General features: G+C 64.5%; 15 protein-coding genes. 6 read left to right on the plus strand and 9 right to left on the minus strand.

The window, feature by feature from the left end; translation table 11 throughout:
• Position 1: 1 nt before the first annotated feature.
• From ACL2XN_RS23665 to ACL2XN_RS23700, 8 genes are read right to left on the minus strand one after another with little or no spacing between them, the layout of a single operon-like run.
• Complete coding sequence (locus ACL2XN_RS23665) at positions 2-1,717, minus strand: NADH-quinone oxidoreductase subunit C (protein WP_410013865.1); 1,716 nt, start codon at positions 1,715-1,717, stop codon at positions 2-4.
• Positions 1,714-3,291 carry a hydrogenase 4 subunit F gene (locus ACL2XN_RS23670; RefSeq protein ID WP_410013866.1) on the minus strand — a complete coding sequence of 526 codons (1,578 nt, stop codon included), beginning with the start codon at positions 3,289-3,291 and terminating at the stop codon, positions 1,714-1,716. Before ACL2XN_RS23670 ends, ACL2XN_RS23665 begins: the two co-directional genes overlap by 4 nt.
• 4 nt (positions 3,292-3,295) lie before the next feature.
• Positions 3,296-3,946, minus strand: a complete 651-nt coding sequence (gene hyfE / locus ACL2XN_RS23675; RefSeq protein WP_413721260.1) for a hydrogenase 4 membrane subunit — start codon at positions 3,944-3,946, stop codon at positions 3,296-3,298.
• Positions 3,947-3,957: 11 nt separating this feature from the next.
• On the minus strand, positions 3,958-5,397 hold the full coding sequence (locus ACL2XN_RS23680) for a hydrogenase 4 subunit D (RefSeq protein ID WP_413721259.1): 1,440 nt from the start codon (positions 5,395-5,397) through the stop codon (positions 3,958-3,960).
• An 18-nt stretch (positions 5,398-5,415) separates the two neighbouring features.
• The gene (locus ACL2XN_RS23685; protein ID WP_410013869.1) at positions 5,416-6,366 is read right to left on the minus strand and encodes a respiratory chain complex I subunit 1 family protein; all 951 of its coding nucleotides are present in this window, start codon (positions 6,364-6,366) and stop codon (positions 5,416-5,418) included.
• A gap of 11 nt (positions 6,367-6,377) precedes the next feature.
• A complete protein-coding gene (gene hyfB, locus ACL2XN_RS23690) occupies positions 6,378-8,393 on the minus strand; it encodes a hydrogenase 4 subunit B (RefSeq protein WP_413729591.1) in 2,016 nt (671 codons plus the stop codon).
• Positions 8,394-8,395: 2 nt separating this feature from the next.
• Positions 8,396-9,016 carry a 4Fe-4S dicluster domain-containing protein gene (locus ACL2XN_RS23695; RefSeq protein ID WP_413729593.1) on the minus strand — a complete coding sequence of 207 codons (621 nt, stop codon included), beginning with the start codon at positions 9,014-9,016 and terminating at the stop codon, positions 8,396-8,398.
• 44 nt (positions 9,017-9,060) lie between these two features.
• A complete protein-coding gene (locus ACL2XN_RS23700; RefSeq protein WP_410013872.1) occupies positions 9,061-9,189 on the minus strand; it encodes a hypothetical protein in 129 nt (42 codons plus the stop codon).
• A gap of 292 nt (positions 9,190-9,481) precedes the next feature.
• Here ACL2XN_RS23700 and hypA point away from each other — a divergent pair, with 292 nt between their 5' ends.
• The 6 genes from hypA to ACL2XN_RS23730 are packed head-to-tail and all read left to right on the plus strand — an operon-like array spanning position 9,482 to position 15,941.
• Positions 9,482-9,826, plus strand: coding sequence for a hydrogenase maturation nickel metallochaperone HypA (gene hypA / locus ACL2XN_RS23705; protein WP_410013873.1), 345 nt, complete (start codon positions 9,482-9,484; stop codon positions 9,824-9,826).
• Positions 9,827-9,865: 39 nt separating this feature from the next.
• Positions 9,866-11,026: a hydrogenase nickel incorporation protein HypB gene (gene hypB / locus ACL2XN_RS23710; RefSeq protein ID WP_413729594.1), complete on the plus strand. Its 1,161-nt coding sequence runs from the start codon at positions 9,866-9,868 to the stop codon at positions 11,024-11,026.
• Positions 11,017-11,310 (plus strand): HypC/HybG/HupF family hydrogenase formation chaperone, encoded by a 294-nt coding sequence (gene hypC / locus ACL2XN_RS23715; protein WP_413721256.1) that lies wholly within the window; start codon positions 11,017-11,019, stop codon positions 11,308-11,310. The genes hypB and hypC overlap by 10 nt, the downstream gene beginning before the upstream one ends.
• Entirely contained in the window at positions 11,297-12,412 is a 1,116-nt protein-coding gene (hypD, locus tag ACL2XN_RS23720) for a hydrogenase formation protein HypD (RefSeq protein WP_413721255.1), read from the plus strand. Before hypC ends, hypD begins: the two co-directional genes overlap by 14 nt.
• Complete coding sequence (gene hypE / locus ACL2XN_RS23725) at positions 12,409-13,422, plus strand: hydrogenase expression/formation protein HypE (protein ID WP_410013877.1); 1,014 nt, start codon at positions 12,409-12,411, stop codon at positions 13,420-13,422. Before hypD ends, hypE begins: the two co-directional genes overlap by 4 nt.
• Positions 13,423-13,433: 11 nt before the next feature.
• Positions 13,434-15,941 carry a carbamoyltransferase HypF gene (locus ACL2XN_RS23730; RefSeq protein ID WP_413729596.1) on the plus strand — a complete coding sequence of 836 codons (2,508 nt, stop codon included), beginning with the start codon at positions 13,434-13,436 and terminating at the stop codon, positions 15,939-15,941.
• Here the strand turns inward: ACL2XN_RS23730 and ACL2XN_RS23735 are convergent.
• Positions 15,933-16,940: a LysR family transcriptional regulator gene (locus ACL2XN_RS23735; RefSeq protein ID WP_413729597.1), complete on the minus strand. Its 1,008-nt coding sequence runs from the start codon at positions 16,938-16,940 to the stop codon at positions 15,933-15,935. The genes ACL2XN_RS23730 and ACL2XN_RS23735 overlap by 9 nt on opposite strands.
• Positions 16,941-17,123 lie beyond the last annotated feature (183 nt).

A 17,123-nucleotide genomic window follows, 5' to 3' on the forward strand; every position in this document is an offset into this window, starting at 1 on the left:
TCTACTTAAGCGGCGAATGGGTGCGTTCAATGCCATAGCGTTCCAGCTCCTGATAAGGCACGGTTTTCGCCCTGCGCTTGTTGATATCCACCAGCGTCACGCGATCGGTGCAGGAATAGCAGGGATCGAGGCTGCCGATGATCAGCGGCGCATCGGAGATATTGTTGCCGCGCAGCATATACCGCAGCACCGGCCAGTTGGCGTAGGTGGCGGCGCGGCAGCGCCAGCGGAACAGCTTCTGGTTATCGCCGAGCATGCTCCAGTGCACATCCTCGCCGCGCGGCGCCTCGGAAAAGCCGAGCGCGAATTTATGCGGCTGATACGTAAAGCCCTCGGTGAGCAGCGGGCCGCCGGGCAGGTTGTCCAGTCCGTATTCAATCATCGCCAGCGAGTCCAACACCTCTTTTACCCGTACCATGACACGGGAATAGACGTCGCAGCCGTCAAGGGTAAACAGCGTTTTCGGCAGGTTGGCGTAGTTGGCGTAGGGGTGATCGAAGCGCAGGTCGCGCTTAAAGCCGCTGGCGCGGATCATCGGCCCCACCGGGCTGAAATCGCGGGCGATTTTCGGGTCCAGCCGGCCGATGCCCTGGGTGCGCTGCGCCATGTTCGGCGTGCTGAGCAGCATATCCACCAACTGGACGAAGTCGGCGCGCATTTCGGCCACCAGCAGCAGCGTTTTCAGCCGCTGCTCCTTGAGGATATCGCGCCGGATGCCGCCGATCAGGTTCATGCCGTAGGTCTTGCGGGCGCCGGTCAGCAGTTCCGCCATGGTCATGGCTTTTTCGCGCACGCGGAAGAACTGCATAAAGCCGGTGTCAAAACCGACAAAGTGGCTGGACAGGCCGATATTCAGCAGATGGCTGTGCAGGCGTTCCACTTCCAGCAGGATGCTGCGGATGGCGTGGGCGCGCGGCGGCACCACGATGCCCAGCGCGTTTTCCACCGAGTTGGTATAGGCCACGCTGTGGGTAAAACCGCAGATGCCGCACACCCGGTCCGACAGGAAGGTGACCTCGTTATACCCCATGCGGGTTTCCGCCAGCTTTTCCATGCCGCGATGGACGTAGAATAGCCGGTAGTCGGCGTCGACAATCTGCTCGCCGTCGACAAACAGCCGGAAGTGGCCCGGTTCGTCGGAGGTGATATGCAGCGGGCCGATGGGCACCACCCGGGTCTCGCCGGCGGCGTCGTTCTCGAAGGGATAGGTTTCGGTCTCAGTGGTCGGCGTCGGGCGCTGGCGATAGTCCATGCTGTCCTTGCGCAGCGGATAGAGATCCTCCGGCCAATCGTCGGGCAGCACCAGGCGCCGTTCGTCCGGCAGGCCCACCGGGATCAAGCCGTACATATCGCGGATTTCGCGTTCGCCCCACACCGCCGCCGGGACGCGCGGCGTCACCGACGGGAATTCAAGGGTCGTGGCGCTCACCAGCGCCTTGACAATGATCCAGCACTTCTCGCCCTGTTCCATCGACAGCACATAATAGACGGCAAAATCGCCGCACAGGGTACGCTCATCGTTGCCGAACAGCACCGACAGCCAGCCGCCCTGGTTATAGTAGAGAAACTCCACCACCTCCGGCAGGGCGTTAACCTTCACCGTGATGGTTAACTGATTGGCCGTTTGCCATTCGTGGGCCAGGACCGCCGCGGGGAATTTTTCGTTTACCTGCGCCAGGTAACCCAGGCCGAGTTTGTCGGAAATGATGTCTGTCACTTTACTTCTCCTGACGGGGAATGAATGGGCGTTGCCGTCCCGGTATCCAGCGCGGCCCAGGGCCAGCTGAACGATGCCACATCGTGGTTAAGCACGATGGTGGCGGCGTTTTCCAACAGCCCGATCACCGGCCGGGGAATACAGGTGCCCATCACCAGCATCAGCACCAGCAGCACGGCCATCGGCAGCGTGGTCAGCCAGCCCAGTTCGCCTTTGCTCGTCGCCTCCGGCCGGTCGCCGAACACGGTCATGGCAATCATGCGCACCAGCCCGCCGAGCACCACGGTCAGCAGCAGCAACAGCACCAGGGTAAGAATAAGATGGCCGCCGGCAAGTCCCGCCGCCACCGTCATAAATTCGCTGAGGAAAATGTTAAACGGCGGCATGCCGCCCAGCGCCAGCGCGCCCGCCGCCATCATAACGGCGGTAAAGGGCGCGACGCGCATCATGCCTTTTACCGCGCCCATATCGCGGGTGCCGTATTTCAGCAGCACATTGCCGGACCCGCAGAATAATAAGGTCTTCGTCAGGCTGTGGTTGAGGGTATGCAGCAGCGCCGCCAGCACGCCCAGGGGGCCGCCGATGCCAATCGCCACCACGATAAGTCCCATGTTCTCCACGCTGGAATAGGCCAGCAGCCGTTTGATATCGCGCTGCACCAGAATGAAAAACGCGGCTACCGCCACAGACAGCATGCCGAATACGATCAACAGGCGGCTGGGGAACACCGGGCCGATGGCGGCGCTGATAATGATGTAATAGCGCAGGATAACCAGCAGGGCGCAGTTGAGCAGCACCGCCGACAGCAGGGCGCTGGTGGGGCTGGGCGCTTCGCTGTGGGCGTCGGGCAGCCAGGCGTGCATCGGAAACAGGCCGGTCTTGGTGCCGAAACCAATCAGCACGAACACAAACGCCAGATGCATCAGCGTCGGATCCAGCAGGCTGGTGTGCTTGAGCACTTCGGTCCAGAAAATCGCCTGGCCCGGATCGGGCAGGACACTGGCGGCGTTGGCGTAGACCAGAATGGTGCCGTACAGGCCGAATGCGACGCCGACGGTACAGATAATGATGTATTTCCAGGCCGCCTCCAGCGAGGAGCGCTGGCCGTAAAGGCCCACCAGGAACGCCGAACTGAGGGTGGTGGCTTCCACCGCCGCCCACATCAGGATCAGGTTGTTGCTGCTCACCACCAGCAGCATGGTGAATAAAAACAGATGAAAAAAGCCGTAGTAGTGACACAAGGTGGTGACGGAAATTTCACCGGTGTCGACTTCATGGCGCATGTAACCCATGGAGTACAGGCCGGTGATGAAACCGATAATGCCGAGGATGGCCAGGAACAGCGCGCCCAGGCTGTCGATATACAGCCAGCGGTGCGCGGCCAGCAGCGCTCCTTGCGCCATGACCTGGCCTACCACCCACAGCGCTTCCGCCAGCAAGGCGATGATGCCCAGGGTGTGCAGGGCGGTGACCAGGCCGCGCGCCGCGCCACCGGCGAACCGGCAGGCAAAGGCCAGCAGCGATATCGCCAGTGGTGTAACCAGTAATATCAATAACATAGCGGTATTGCTCATCTCATTACCCCTTCAGCGCCGTCAGTTGATTAACATTCAGCGTGTTGAGCGTACGGTAGATTTTGCGTGCCATGAACGCCATGATAAGCACGGCGAAGATAGCGTCGGTGGCAATACCGATTTCCACCAGCTCCGGCGCCCGGTTGGCCAGCAGCGCCAGCGTCAGGTGCGAGCCGTTTTCCATCAGGCAGTATCCGAATACCTGCTTGAGGATATTGCGCTGGGTGACGATACACAGCAGCCCGAGCAGGAAATGGCCCAGCGACACCGCCAGCGCCGGTTTCAGCGCGGCCACCATCGGCAGGTTTACCGGCGCGACGACAAACCAGCACAGCAGCACGATAATCGCCGCCGCCAGCATCAGCAGGGTCGGGCTGATAATGCCGCCATCCGCCCCGGGATCGGACAGTTTGCTAAATGCCCTGGCCATGATCAGCGGCACCAGCACCACCTTGGTGATCAGCGCGCTCAGGGACCAGAGCATCAGCTGGTGGGCCTGGAGCGTTTGCGCCAGGGTGAAGAAAATCAGCACCAGCACCAGCGATTGCAGGGCATACAAACAGCAGGAGACCATGGGGCGTTTGGCGCCGATGACCAACAGCGAGGTGAGCATCATCAGGCCCGCGAGGTTATTGACTATCAGAGATCCGGTCATAAATTTGTTCCTTATCCAAGCCAGGCGACGGCAATAAAGCTGGAGCACAGCGACATCACGATCAGAACCACCAGCACCGCGCGCATGGCCAGCGGCAGCGGCGCGGCCTGCGCCACCGCCTCGCTGGGCTTGCCGGGAACCACCCGTCCGAACCAAAAAAGCAGCCAGGCGAAGCTGGCGACAGACTCAATCAACACCAGGATCATCAGCGGCGTCAGCACCCAGTACTGGCTTGACAGGGCGAAGCCGGCGGCGAAAATCGGGAACTTGCTGAAAAAGCCGTTGAACGGCGGCACGCCGGTAATGGCCAGCGCCGCCACGCAAAAACCGATGCCCAGCAGCGGCATCTTGCCGATGACGCCCTTAAGCCTGGGCAGCATGCGGGTGCCGCAGCTGTAGCTGAAGGCGCCGGCCACCAGGAAGAACAGGCTCTTGGCGAAGGCGTGGTTAAAGATGTAGGCGATGCCGCCGTTGAAGGCCTCCTTCGACCCGAATATCGCCAGCGACAGGGCGAAAAAGATATACGCCAGCTGGGTGATGGTGGACCAGGCCAGCAGCCGTTTCATATCCTTTTGCGGCAGGTACATCATAAAGCCGTAGATCATGGTCGCCACCGCCATTACCATGCCGACCCAGCCGATGATATGCGGTACGTCGCCGGCGGACAGGATGGCGCGGGCGAAGATATACACCCCGACCTTGACCATGGACGCGGCGTGCAGATAGGCGCTGACCGGGGTCGGCGCCTCCATGGCGTCCGGCAGCCAGGCTTGCAGCGGCAACTGGGCGGACTTGCCCCAGGCGGCGAACAGGATGCCGCCGAACACCACCAGCGCGGGGGTGCCGTGCAGCTGGCCCAGGGCGCTGAGGGCGAAGGTGCCGGTGGTGATAAACAGCGTCGCCGCCGCCAGGTACAGGCCGATGGAGGCGAAGTGGGTTATCAGCAGGGCTTTCATGGCGGAACGCTGGGCTTTCGGCGTCTGGTAGTAGCCGATCAATCCCCAGGAGCAGCCGCCGGTGATTTCAAAAAACAGCAACTGGCCGAGCAGGGTGGACGACAGCACCAGCCCCGCCATGGCGCCGATAAACACCAGCAGGAAGGCATAATAACGATTGGTGCCCTCATGGGGATGCTCACGGTTGCCGTTGGTAAGGTAACCGGTGGAATACAGACTCACCAGCAGGCCGAGAAACACCACCGCGAACAGGATCAGGGTGCTGATGCGATCGACGGTGACGCCTATCAGCGCCGTGTCGCCATACGACAGCAGGGTATAGGTGGCGTCGAGCTTGCCGCCGCTGAAAAACGCCTGCGCCAGCCAAAGCGTGCCGAGCGTCGCCAGCAGCGCAAACAGGGTGCAGAGCCATTTCGCCAGGCGTTGGGGCAGGCAGGCGGTCAGCAGCGCGCCGGCAAATGGGACCAGAACAGTCGCAAGGGCTATATTCTCCATAATAAATTTCCTGGCTCCTTAAAGTCCGGTGAGGTAAAAAACAAAGGACAGCGCGGCGACGCCGAACCCCAGCCAGGTCACGCGCGGAATCAATAAAAAGCGCCCGCGCGCCAGGCTGTTTTCCAATAGGGAAGCGAGGGTAAACACCACGACAAGCTTGATAACCGTGGCGACCAGCGCCCAGAGCAGCGACGGCGCGGTCAGTTCCGTGACCTTGCCGAAGGGAATAAATACCGCCAGGAACAGTTCGGCCATCACCACCTGTTTCAGGCCGATGCCCCACTTCACCAGCGCCAGGCCGGAACCGCTATACTCGGTCAGCGGCCCTTCCTGCAGTTCCTGTTCCGCCTCCGCCACGTCGAACGGAATCTTGCCCATCTCGATAAAGGTGGCGAAGCCGCAGGCCAGCAGGGCCAGGAAAGTGGCGGTGGGGGAAATCCAGCCGGCGGAAAGCGTGGCGCTGATGGCGCCGATATTGGTGGAGCCGGTAATCAGCGCCACCACCAGCAGCGCCAGGATCAGGGTAGGCTCCACCAGCACGCCCAGCGTCAGCTCGCGGCTGGCGCCGATGCCGGCGAAGGTGCTGCCGGTATCCAGCCCCGACAGCGAAAAGAAGAACCGGAACAGCGCGAACAGATACAGCAGGGCGATCAGATCCCCCGCCGCGCCGAACGGTGAAAAGCGGGTCAGCACCGGCAGGGTCATGGACACCAGCAGCATACTGCCCAGCAGCACATAGGGCATGACGCGAAATACCGGCCCCGCCTGTTCCGGCGCCACGTCCTGGCGTTTGAGCAGCTTGGCGATATCGCGGTAATCCTGCCACAGCCCGGGTCCGCGCCGGGAATGCATACGGGCGCGGATTTGCCGTGACAGGCCGGTCAGCAGCGGCGTCAACGCCAGCAGCAGCAGCGCCTGGACCAGGGCGAACAGCCCCATGGTCAGCGACGGCAACGGTTGTATCAACATGGTCTCTCTCCTCAGAGGGCGGTGACAAGCAGCAGGATGACCAGCGCGGCGACCACGTACAGGCAGTAAATGCGGAAATCCCCGCCCTGCAAGACCTGGACCCGCGCGCCCAGGCGCTGGGTGATACGTACCAAGGGGTTGATGATATCCTCATCCCAGAAGGGTTCGACGCGGCCCGCGCCGAGCGTGGCGTACTCCAGCGCCTGTTTAAGCCGGGGCGACGGGTCGAGCCGGCGCCTGAGCCCGTAAAGGGTGGCGAACATCACGCGCAGCGGCTGGGTAAAGCTGCCGGCCGACATGGCCATCAGCGGTTCCCAGGCATAACCGCAGGCCCAGGGATCGCCGCCGCGGCGATAGCCCGGCTGGGCGCCTTTGCGCAGCAGGTAAATCGCCAGCGGGATCAGCGGCAGGGCCAGCAGCAGGATAAACATCATCAGCGGCGACATCATGGCCTGGCCGGCCTGCTGCGGCACCAGCAGCGTCCCCTGGACCACGGTAAAATCATGGGTATGGCTCAGCCCGGCGGCGACGTTCGCCAGCACCGGGGCCACCAGGGACGCGCCGGCGCCAAGCAGTACGCACGACAGCGCCAGCAGCAGCATGGCCGTGGTCATCTGCCAGGGCACCTCGCGGGCCTGGGCGGCTTTATCGCTCCTGGCCGCGCCGCAAAAGCTGATGCCGTAGACCTTGACAAAGCACATCGCCGCCAGCGCGCCGGTAATGGCCAGCATCACCATCGCCACGGGACCGCTCAGGCGCATGATAAAACCGCCGTCATGGCTCATGGTGAACAGGGCTTGATAGGTGTACCACTCGCTGACAAAACCGTTGAGCGGCGGCAGCGCGGAGATGGCCATACAGCCGATAAGAAACGCCATCGCGGTAAGGGGCATCAGGCGGCCAAGGCCCCCCATTTTTTCCATATCGCGGCTGTGCACGCGCCAGATAATGGCGCCGGCGCCGAGGAACAGCAGTCCTTTGAAGACCGCGTGGTTAAGCAAATGATACAGCGCGCCGAGCAGCCCGAGCGCGGCCAGCACCGGATGATGGGCGGCAATGCCCACCATGCCGACGCCCACCCCCATCAGGATGATGCCGATGTTTTCCACCGTATGCCACGCCAGCAGGCGCTTGATATCATGCTCCGCCAGCGCGTACAGCACCCCGAGCACCGAGGACACCGCGCCGAAGGCCAATACCAGGATGCCCCACCACAGCTGGCTGGCGCCCAGCAGGTCGATGCCGACCTTGATAATGCCGAAAATGCCGATTTTCACCATGACGCCGGACATCAGCGCCGAGGCGTGCGACGGCGCGGCGGGATGCGCGCGCGGCAGCCAGCTGTGCAGCGGCAGCATGCCGGCCTTGGCGCCGAAACCGAAAAACGCCAGCAGGAACACCGCCGAGGCGCCGGCGGGCGACAGCGACAGCCCGCGGAACGACGCAAACTCCAGGCTGCCGCTCTGGCGCCACATCAGGAAGAACGACACCATGATCAGTACCGACCCGGCGTGGGCGATAAAGAAGTACAGCAGCCCGGCGTTAACGGATTCTTCGTCCTGATCGGCAATCACCAGGAACCAGGACGCCAGCGACATCATTTCGAAGAAGATGATGAACCAGAAGGCGTTGTCCATCACCACAAGCGTGGCCATCGAGGCGATAAACAGGTTCATAAAGAAGCCCATCGCCGCCGCGCCGCGGCCGATATATTCGCGTACATAAGCGATGGAGTAGAGGGCGCACACCGTCACCAGCAGCGAAATCACCAGCAGCATAAAGGCCGCCAGCCCGTCCAGGCGCACGCTGAAGGCGGCAAAGGGAAAGGGGCCGGCGGCGGCCCAGGTCAGCGTCTCGCCGCTCAGCAATACCGGGACGGCGGCAAGTCCGCCCAGCACCCCGCCGGCCATCGCCGTCAGACCGGCGACCCATATCGCCAGCGCTTCCCGGCGCGCCAGCAACAGCGACAGGATGCCGCCGATAACGTACAACCCGAGCGAACCGCTGAGTAATTGAAAGGGGCCCATGTTTATTCCTGCTCCGGTGTAGGGGGGGAAAGAAAATCCAGATCCGACGACAGCCAGCGCGCCGCATAGTTGCGCCTGCGCCGGCTGGCCTGTTCCACCGCGCCGTCATCCACCAGCACCAGCGCGTCGGTCGGGCAGACCTTGACACACTGCGGGCCGTTGGGATGGAAGTCACACAGGTCGCATTTCACCGCCACGCTCCGGACCCCGGCGTTCCAGGCCAGGAACGGATTCATGTTCTGCGGGCTTTCCGGCACATCGGCCAGTTGCCGCGAGGGAATAAAATTCTCGAACAACGTGGGGATATTCACCGGCGTACTGCCGGAGGGCGTGATGGCGCCGAAGGGACAGGCCAGTCCGCACAGTTTGCAGCCGATGCACAGGCTTTCATTGAGCTCGATGGCGTCAGGACCATGGGTTATGGCGTTGACGGGGCAGACGCGGGCGCAGGGCGCGTCTTCACAATGGCGGCACAGCAACGGCGCGGTATGCTCGCCGGTACGGGTTACGTAAAGCCGGGGGTGCGACTGCAACCCCACGGCCTTATGCACCTGGGTACAAGCGGCCATACAGGTGTTACAGCCAATGCAAAGCTGTGGTTCCGCGATAACAAAGCGGTTCATAACCCTCTCCTCCAGGAGAAACGGATGACAGTCAGGCTGCATGCTTAATCGATGCCCGCGACTAAAGCATATTCCATGCCAGCAGTAGGGTTATAGCCGGCAAGGCCCGTGGCGCGGGCATCGGTGGGAGGGTGATCAAGGAAAAAAGGCGCGGGCGAGGGTAATATCGTCATAAGTGTCGACCCCGGCGGCCGCGGGAGTGTCGTCATAAGTGACGACGTGCCGGCGCCGGGGGCCGTGAAGGGAACAGCGCCGCCGGGGCTGGCGTCAGTCCTTTGATTTTTAAGTTTAAATTATTCGTGCCGGCGCGCCAGACCTGGCATCCCCCTTGCATGCGCATGATAAGCACTGCTACGGTCCCCGCGTCCGGAAACGCCCGCGGGACCGCCGCTCCGGCCTGGCCGCGGCCAGCGTCGCGCGCGAAGTCTTGACCGGGCGCTCACCCGACCTTAAGCGGAGCCATTAATGCATGAATTAACACTGGCGCAGAACACGCTGGAAATCCTGGAGCAGCAGGCGCGGTTAAACGGCGCGCGGCGCGTAACCGGCGTTTGGCTGTCCATCGGCGCCTTCTCCTGCGTGGAGGCGGAATCCCTGCATTTTTGTTTCGATATGGTGTGCCGGGGCACCGCGGCCGAGGGATGCGTGCTGCATCTTGAGCAGCAGCCGGCCGAGGCCTGGTGCGGGCGCTGCCTGCGCCACGTCATGCTGCCCGACGCGCCGCTGCTGGTCTGTCCGCTGTGCGGCGGGCATCAGCTGCAAACAGACGCCCATGACCACATCCAGATCAAACGACTGGAAGTGGCGTAACGTTATACTGGGCCTATTCACGATGTTAGGAGACTTGCCATGTGCAGTACCTGCGGTTGTGCCGAAGGCGAACGTCATATCGAGGGTGATGATGATCGCCACTCTCATCATCACCACAGCCATGCCGATCACGACCACGCTCATCATGACCATAGCCATGCCGATCACGATCACCCTCATCATGACCATGGCCACAGCCATCATGACGCCGCCCACGCCGCTTCGCCGCGCCGCATCAGCCTGACCGCCGCCGCGCCTGCGACGATAATCCATCATCACTATCACGGCGACGTGCATAATCATTACTACAGCGTGGCGCCGGGGCACATGCCGCCGCCGGCCGCCGGGCGCGTTATGGATCGCGACGGAAATGCCGGCAGCGGCGCCGGACGTGCCGCTTATCCCGCCGGGGATACCGGCGGTTCGGCGTTTATTCCGCAGTCAGGCCCCCAGGGGGATCTTGATTACGGCCAGGGCCCGGCGGGTACCCATGCGACAGGCCTTAGCCAGCGCCGCATGGTGGAAATCGAGATTGACGTGCTGGATAAAAACAACCGGCTGGCGGCACGCAACCGGGCGCATTTCCAGGCGATGAATATCCTGGCGCTGAACCTGGTTTCCAGCCCCGGATCGGGTAAGACCACCCTGCTGACCGAAACGCTGCTGCGGCTGCGGGACCGGGTCAGCTGCGCGGTGATCGAAGGCGATCAGCAAACCACCAATGACGCCGACCGCATCCGCGCCACCGGCGTCCCGGCCATTCAGGTCAATACCGGCAAAGGCTGTCATCTCGACGCGCAAATGATCCATGACGCCGCCCAACGGCTGGCGCCGCCGCAGAGCAGCCTGCTGTTTATCGAAAACGTCGGCAACCTGGTGTGCCCGGCCGGTTTTGATCTGGGCGAGCGGTTGAAAGTGGTGGTGCTGTCGGTCACCGAAGGAGAGGACAAGCCGCTGAAATATCCCCATATGTTCGCCGCCGCCGGGCTAATGATCCTCAATAAAACCGATTTGCTGCCCTGGGTGACGTTTGACGTCGATATCTGTATCGCCAATGCCCGCCGGGTGAATCCGGCGATTGCGGTGCTGATGGTGTCGGCCACCACCGGCGCGGGCATGGACGCCTGGCTGGGCTGGCTGACGGATCAGCTGGCCGGCGGCCGGACAGCGGCGGACGCGGAGGCACAGTCATGTGCATAGGCATTCCCGGCCAGGTGATGGCGCTGGATAACGACAGCCCGGGCAACGCCTGGGTCGATGTGTGCGGTGTTAGACGCCGGGTTAACGTGCGGCTGGTTTGCGCCGACGAGGCCGCCATGGCCGCGTTGCCGGGTCAATGGATCCTGGTGCATGTCGGGTTTGCCATGAGCCTGCTCGACGAGCATGAGGCGCGGGAAACCCTGGAGGCGCTTCAGGCCATGGGCGAGGTGGAGCCCGACGTCGGTTATTTCCTGCGCGGAGGTGAGCCCGATGCGGTTCGTTGACGAATACCGCCAGCCCGAGCTGGTGCGCGGCCTGGTCACCCGCATCGCCGAGCGCATGCCTTTTACCGGCTATACGCCGGCGCGCCCCCTGCAGATCATGGAAGTGTGCGGCGGCCATACCCATGCCATTTTTAAATTTGGTCTCGATAAATTACTGCCGCCGTCGCTGGAATTTATTCACGGTCCGGGCTGTCCGGTTTGTGTGCTGCCGGCGGGGCGCATCGACGCCTGCCTGGAAATCGCCCAGCGGCCCGGGGTGATTTTTTGCACCTTCGGCGACGCCATGCGCGTGCCCGGCCGCAACGGGTCGCTGCTGACCGCCCGCCAGCGGGGCGCCGACGTGCGTATGGTCTGGTCGCCTCTTGACGCGCTGGACATTGCCCGGGCGAACCCCGACCGGCAGGTGGTGTTTTTCGGCATCGGGTTTGAAACCACCATGCCCGCCAGCGCCGTCACCCTGCAGCAGGCGCGCGCCGACGGCGTGGAGAACTTTTTCCTGTTCTGCCAGCACATCACCCTGATGCCGACGCTGAAAAGCCTGCTGGCGCAGCCGGATGTGCGCATCGACGGTTTTATCGCCCCCGGCCATGTCAGCATGGTGATAGGCGAACAGCCTTTTGCTTATATCAGCGATGTTTGCCATAAGCCGGTGGTGGTCACCGGCTTCGAACCGGGGGACATCCTGCAGGGCCTGCTGATGCTGATCGAACAGTACGCCGCGGGGCGCTGCACGGTGGAAAACCAATACCGGCGCGTGGTGCCGGGGCAGGGTAACGGCCTGGCGCAGCGCGCCATGGACGAGGTGTTCATTACCGCGGGCGCCAGCGAATGGCGCGGCCTGGGGGTTATCGACGATTCCCGCGTCAGCCTGCGTCCGGACTGGATGGCGTTTGACGCGGAGCTGCGGTTCCATCCCGCCCAGCAACCCGTGGCGGATGACCCGCGCGCCCGCTGCGGCGCGGTGCTGACCGGGCGCTGCAAGCCGGCGGACTGCCCGCTGTTCGGCGGCGTCTGCACGCCGGAAAACGCCTTCGGCGCGCTGATGGTTTCATCGGAGGGGGCTTGCGCCGCCTGGTATCAATATCGTCGGAGTGAGGCATGAACAAACAGATTACGCTGGCGCACGGCAACGGCGGCGGCGCCATGCAGGCGCTGATAAGCGGAGTATTCCTCAGCGCCTTCGACAACCCGCTGCTGTGCACCGGGGAAGACCAGGCCCGCTTGCAGCTGAGCGAAATGACCGCCCTGGGCGACCGGCTGGCCTTTACCACCGACAGCTATGTGGTCGACCCGCTGTTTTTCCCCGGCGGCGATATCGGCAAGCTGGCGGTGTGCGGCACCGCCAACGATCTGGCGGTCAGCGGCGCCACCCCGCGCTGGCTTTCCTGCGGTTTTATCCTTGAGGAAGGACTGCCGCTGGAGATCCTGGAACGGGTGGTGCGGTCGATGGCCGCCACCGCCCGCGACGCCGGCATCCAGATTGTGACCGGCGACACCAAAGTGGTGCCGCGCGGCGCGGTGGATAAATTGTTTATCAATACCGCCGGGCTGGGCGTGATCCCGACCGGCATCGACTGGGGCGCGTCCCGTATCCGCGCCGGCGATCGCATCCTGGTCAGCGGTACGCTGGGGGATCACGGCGCCACGATCCTTAACCTGCGCGAGCACCTCGGCATGGAGGCGGATCTGGTCAGCGACTGCGCGGTGCTGGCGCCGCTTATCGCCGCCCTGCGCGATATCGGCGGCGTGCGTACCCTGCGCGACGCCACGCGCGGCGGCGTGACCGCCATCCTGCATGAGTTCGCCCGCGGCAGCCTGTGCGGCATGAGCATTAACGAGGCGGCGCTGCCGGTAAAAACCACGGTGCGCGGACTGTGCGAACTGCTGGGGCTGGAGCCGCTGAATTTCGCCAATGAAGGCAAGCTGGTGCTGATAGTGGACGCGGCGGCGGAGCAGCAGGTGCTGCGGGCGCTGCGCGCGCACCCGCTGGGACGCGACGCCGCGGTCATCGGCGAGGTGACCGGGGATAAACAGGTCCGGCTGCGCGGGCTGTACGGCGTTAGCCGTTTGCTCGATCTGCCCCATGACGAACCCCTGCCGAGGATTTGCTAGCGGAGAAGACGATGGCGCACAACGGCGTATTGTTACGCATCACCGGCAAGGTCCAGGGGGTGGGGTTTCGGCCCACGGTCTGGCAGGTGGCCCACCGCCTGGGATTGACCGGCGACGTCGGCAATAACGCCGACGGCGTAGAGGTGCGCCTGTGGGGCCACGATGCCGGGCGGTTTATCGCCCAGCTGCGCCGGGACTGCCCTACGCTTGCGACCATCGACGAAATCGATATCCTGCCCTGGCAGTGGGCGCGCCCGCCGTCGTCGTTTACCATTATCGAAAGCCGCGGCGGCGCGATGAAAACCCAGGTAGTGCCGGACGCGGCCACCTGCGGCGACTGCCTGGCCGAGCTGTTTGATCCCGCCAATCGCCGTTTCGGCTATCCTTTTATCAACTGCACCCACTGCGGGCCGCGTTTTACCCTGATCCGCCGCATGCCCTACGATCGGCCCAATACCGCCATGGCTGCGTTTCCCCAATGCCCTGATTGCCTGGCTGAATACCACAACCCCGCCGACCGGCGTTTTCATGCCCAGCCGAACGCCTGTCCCACCTGCGGGCCGCAGGCCTGGCTGGCGGACCGCCACGGCGGGCGGCTGGCCGCTGCCGATGACGCCATTACCGAGGCGGCGCGCAGGCTGCTGGCCGGGGAAATCGTGGCGGTGAAAGGCTTGGGCGGTTTTCACCTGGCCTGCGACGCCACCAACCCGGCGGCGGTGGCGCGGCTGCGCGCGCGTAAACGGCGGCCGTCCAAACCGCTGGCGGTAATGATGCCGGACAGCGACTGGCTGCGCCGCTGCCTCGGGCATGCCGACCCGGCGCTGGTGGCGTTGCTGCAATCCGCCGCCGCGCCCATTGTGCTGGTGCCGTTGCCGCCCTGTGCGACGGCGGTCGCCTACGGCGCGGACGTTGCCCCCGGGCTTGCCGCCTCCGCTGCCGGCGCGCCGGCCGATCGGGCGTCCGGTGACGGCGGCGCCCCGGCGCCCGGTGCGATAGGCGCGCAGGCGCCGCTGGCGCTGTGCGCCGGTATTGCGCCCGGCTTGCATGAAATCGGCGTGATGCTGCCGGCCAGTCCGCTGCAACATCTGTTGCTGCGTCGCGCCGGACGGCCGCTGGTCATGACCTCCGGCAATCTTAACGGCCGGCCGCCGGCGCTGGATAACCGCCAGGCGCTGGATGAGCTGGCCGCCATCGCCGACGCCTGGCTATTACACGATCGCGATATCGTCCAGCGCGCCGATGATTCCCTGGTGCGCCTCAGCGCCGGGGGGGTGGAGATGCTGCGCCGTTCCCGCGGCTATGTGCCCGACGCCATCGCGCTGCCTCCCGGATTTGCCCTGGCGCCGGCCATACTGGCCATGGGGGCGGATTTAAAAAACACCTTCTGCCTGCTGCGCGACGGACAGGCGGTGCTCAGCCAGCATCTGGGCGATCTGGCGGATGAAGGCATCCAGCGTCAGCGGCAGCAGGCGCTGGCGCTGTTTCACGCCATCTGGGATTTTACGCCGCGGGCGGTGGCGGTGGACGCCCATCCCGGCTACCTCAGCCGGCGCTGGGGCGCGGCGCTGGCGACCGAATGCGGCTTACCCTGCCTAACCATCCTGCATCATCACGCCCATCTGGCGGCCTGCCTGGGTGAACACGGCTGGCCGCTCGACGGCGGGCCGGTAATCGGCCTGGCCATGGACGGACTGGGCTACGGCGGCGCGCGCCGGCACGACATTCCGACGCGGGACATACCGCCGGATGACGACAGGCGCGGGGACGGCCTGGCGGACAGCGGGCATGAGGGCGGCGCCCTGTGGGGGGGAGAATGCCTTCTCGTGGACTACCGCGAATCCCGGTGGCTGGGCGGCCTGCCCGCCGTCGCCCTGCCCGGCGGCGATCTGGCGGCGCGTCAGCCCTGGCGCAACCTGCTGGCGCAGTGGCTGCGCTTTGTGCCCGACTGGCGCGGCCTGCCGGAAGCCGGGCATATTCCCGCGGGCGCGGGCGAGCTGCTGGCCAGGGCGGTGGCGCGCGGGATCAACGCGCCGCCGGCGTCTTCCACCGGCCGGTTATTTGACGCGGTGGCCGCGGCGCTCGGGGTGTGTGCCGGCGAAACCAGCTGGGAAGGGGAGGCGGCCTGCCGGCTGGAGGCGCTGGCGTGGCGCGGCGCCGGGCAGGGAGGGGAGCCGGCGGTGACTTTGCCCGTATCGCTACCCTTGCTGGATAACCGGCTGGATATGGCGACCTTCTGGCGTCAATGGCTGGCCTGGCGCGCCGGCCCGGCCGAACGGGCCTATGGCTTCCACCTGGCCCTGGCGCGGGGATTCGCCGCGCTGGCCCGGCAGGCGGCGGCGCGCCATGGCATCGACACGGTGGTCCTGTCCGGCGGCGTGCTGCATAACCGGCTGTTTCGCGAACTGCTGGTGCGGGAACTGCAGGGCCTGCGGGTACTGGTTCCCTCCCGGCTGCCGGCCGGCGACGGCGGACTGGCGCTGGGACAGGCGCTGATCGCCGCCGCGCGCCTGCTAGGCTGAGCTGTCCCGGCACGGGGCTACGTCCGCTGCGTCTTCCCGGCCTTTGGGATCGGCCGCGGCCGGATTTTCCCGCGCCGCGCCGTCAAGCAGGGCGGCATACTCCCGCTGCAGTTCCCCGCAGCCGAGCTTCAGCCGCTCGTACAGCTGGCGTACCGCCGGCGAAAATTGCCGACGGTGCGGGCAGATAAGATGCAACGGCACGCGATCGCCGCCATAGCTTTTCAGCACCACCTCAAGCCTGCCCGCGCGCACGTCATGGCATACCTCCAGCCAGGACTTATAGGCGATCCCCTCGCCGGCAATGGCCAGGCGGCGCACCACTTCCGCGTCGTCGCTGGTCAGGGTGCCGCTTACGCCCACCGCCTGCGGCTGGCCGTGCGGATAAAAACGCCACTTATCATACACACGGCCGTGCAGCACAAACGTCAGGCAATCATGTCCGGCCAGATCGGCCGGGGTCGAAGGCCGGCCGCGGCGCGCCAGATACGCCGGCGACGCCACCACCACCCGCCGATTTTCCGCCGCGAGCGGCAGGGCGACGTAGCTGGCGTCGTCCATAATGCCGTAGCGGAAGGCCACATCCACCGGATCCTTGAAGATATCGGTCACCTGATCGGATAAATAAAGCCGCACCTGCAGGTTGGGATGATCATGACGAAATTGGGTGATCCAGGGCAGCAGCACGTTACGTCCCAAATCGGACGGGGCGGCGATTTGCAGCATACCGTGCAGGCCGGCCGGCTCCTGATGCAGCAGGTCCTGCCCCTCGCGCAGGCTGCGCAGCGCTGCGCGGGCATAAGGCAGATACTGCTCCCCTTCGGCCGTCAGGCGCAGGCTGCGGGTGGAACGGGCAAACAAACGGATGTTCAGCTCCCGCTCCAGGCGCTTGATCGCCGCACTGACCTGGGCCGGCAACAGATCCGCCTCCCGCGCCGCGTTCGAAAAGCTGCCGAGCGCCGCCGAGCGGACAAACAACGCCAAATCGTCAATCCTTACCATGTTTCTTTACCATCACCGGGCCGGCCGCGCCATGCCAAGCGTGCGCCGGAAATAAGCCATACCGGCAGTATAACGCTGAATAAGGGGCGGGACGGTGGACAAAATGCGGCCGCCGGCGGGCAGGCGCCAATGGAGAATGGCGCGGGGCGCCCGAGGCAATGACTGTTTACATAATCTTGATAA

This window comes from Sodalis sp. RH22 (assembly GCF_047324165.1).
Classification (GTDB): Bacteria; Pseudomonadota; Gammaproteobacteria; order Enterobacterales; family Enterobacteriaceae; genus Acerihabitans.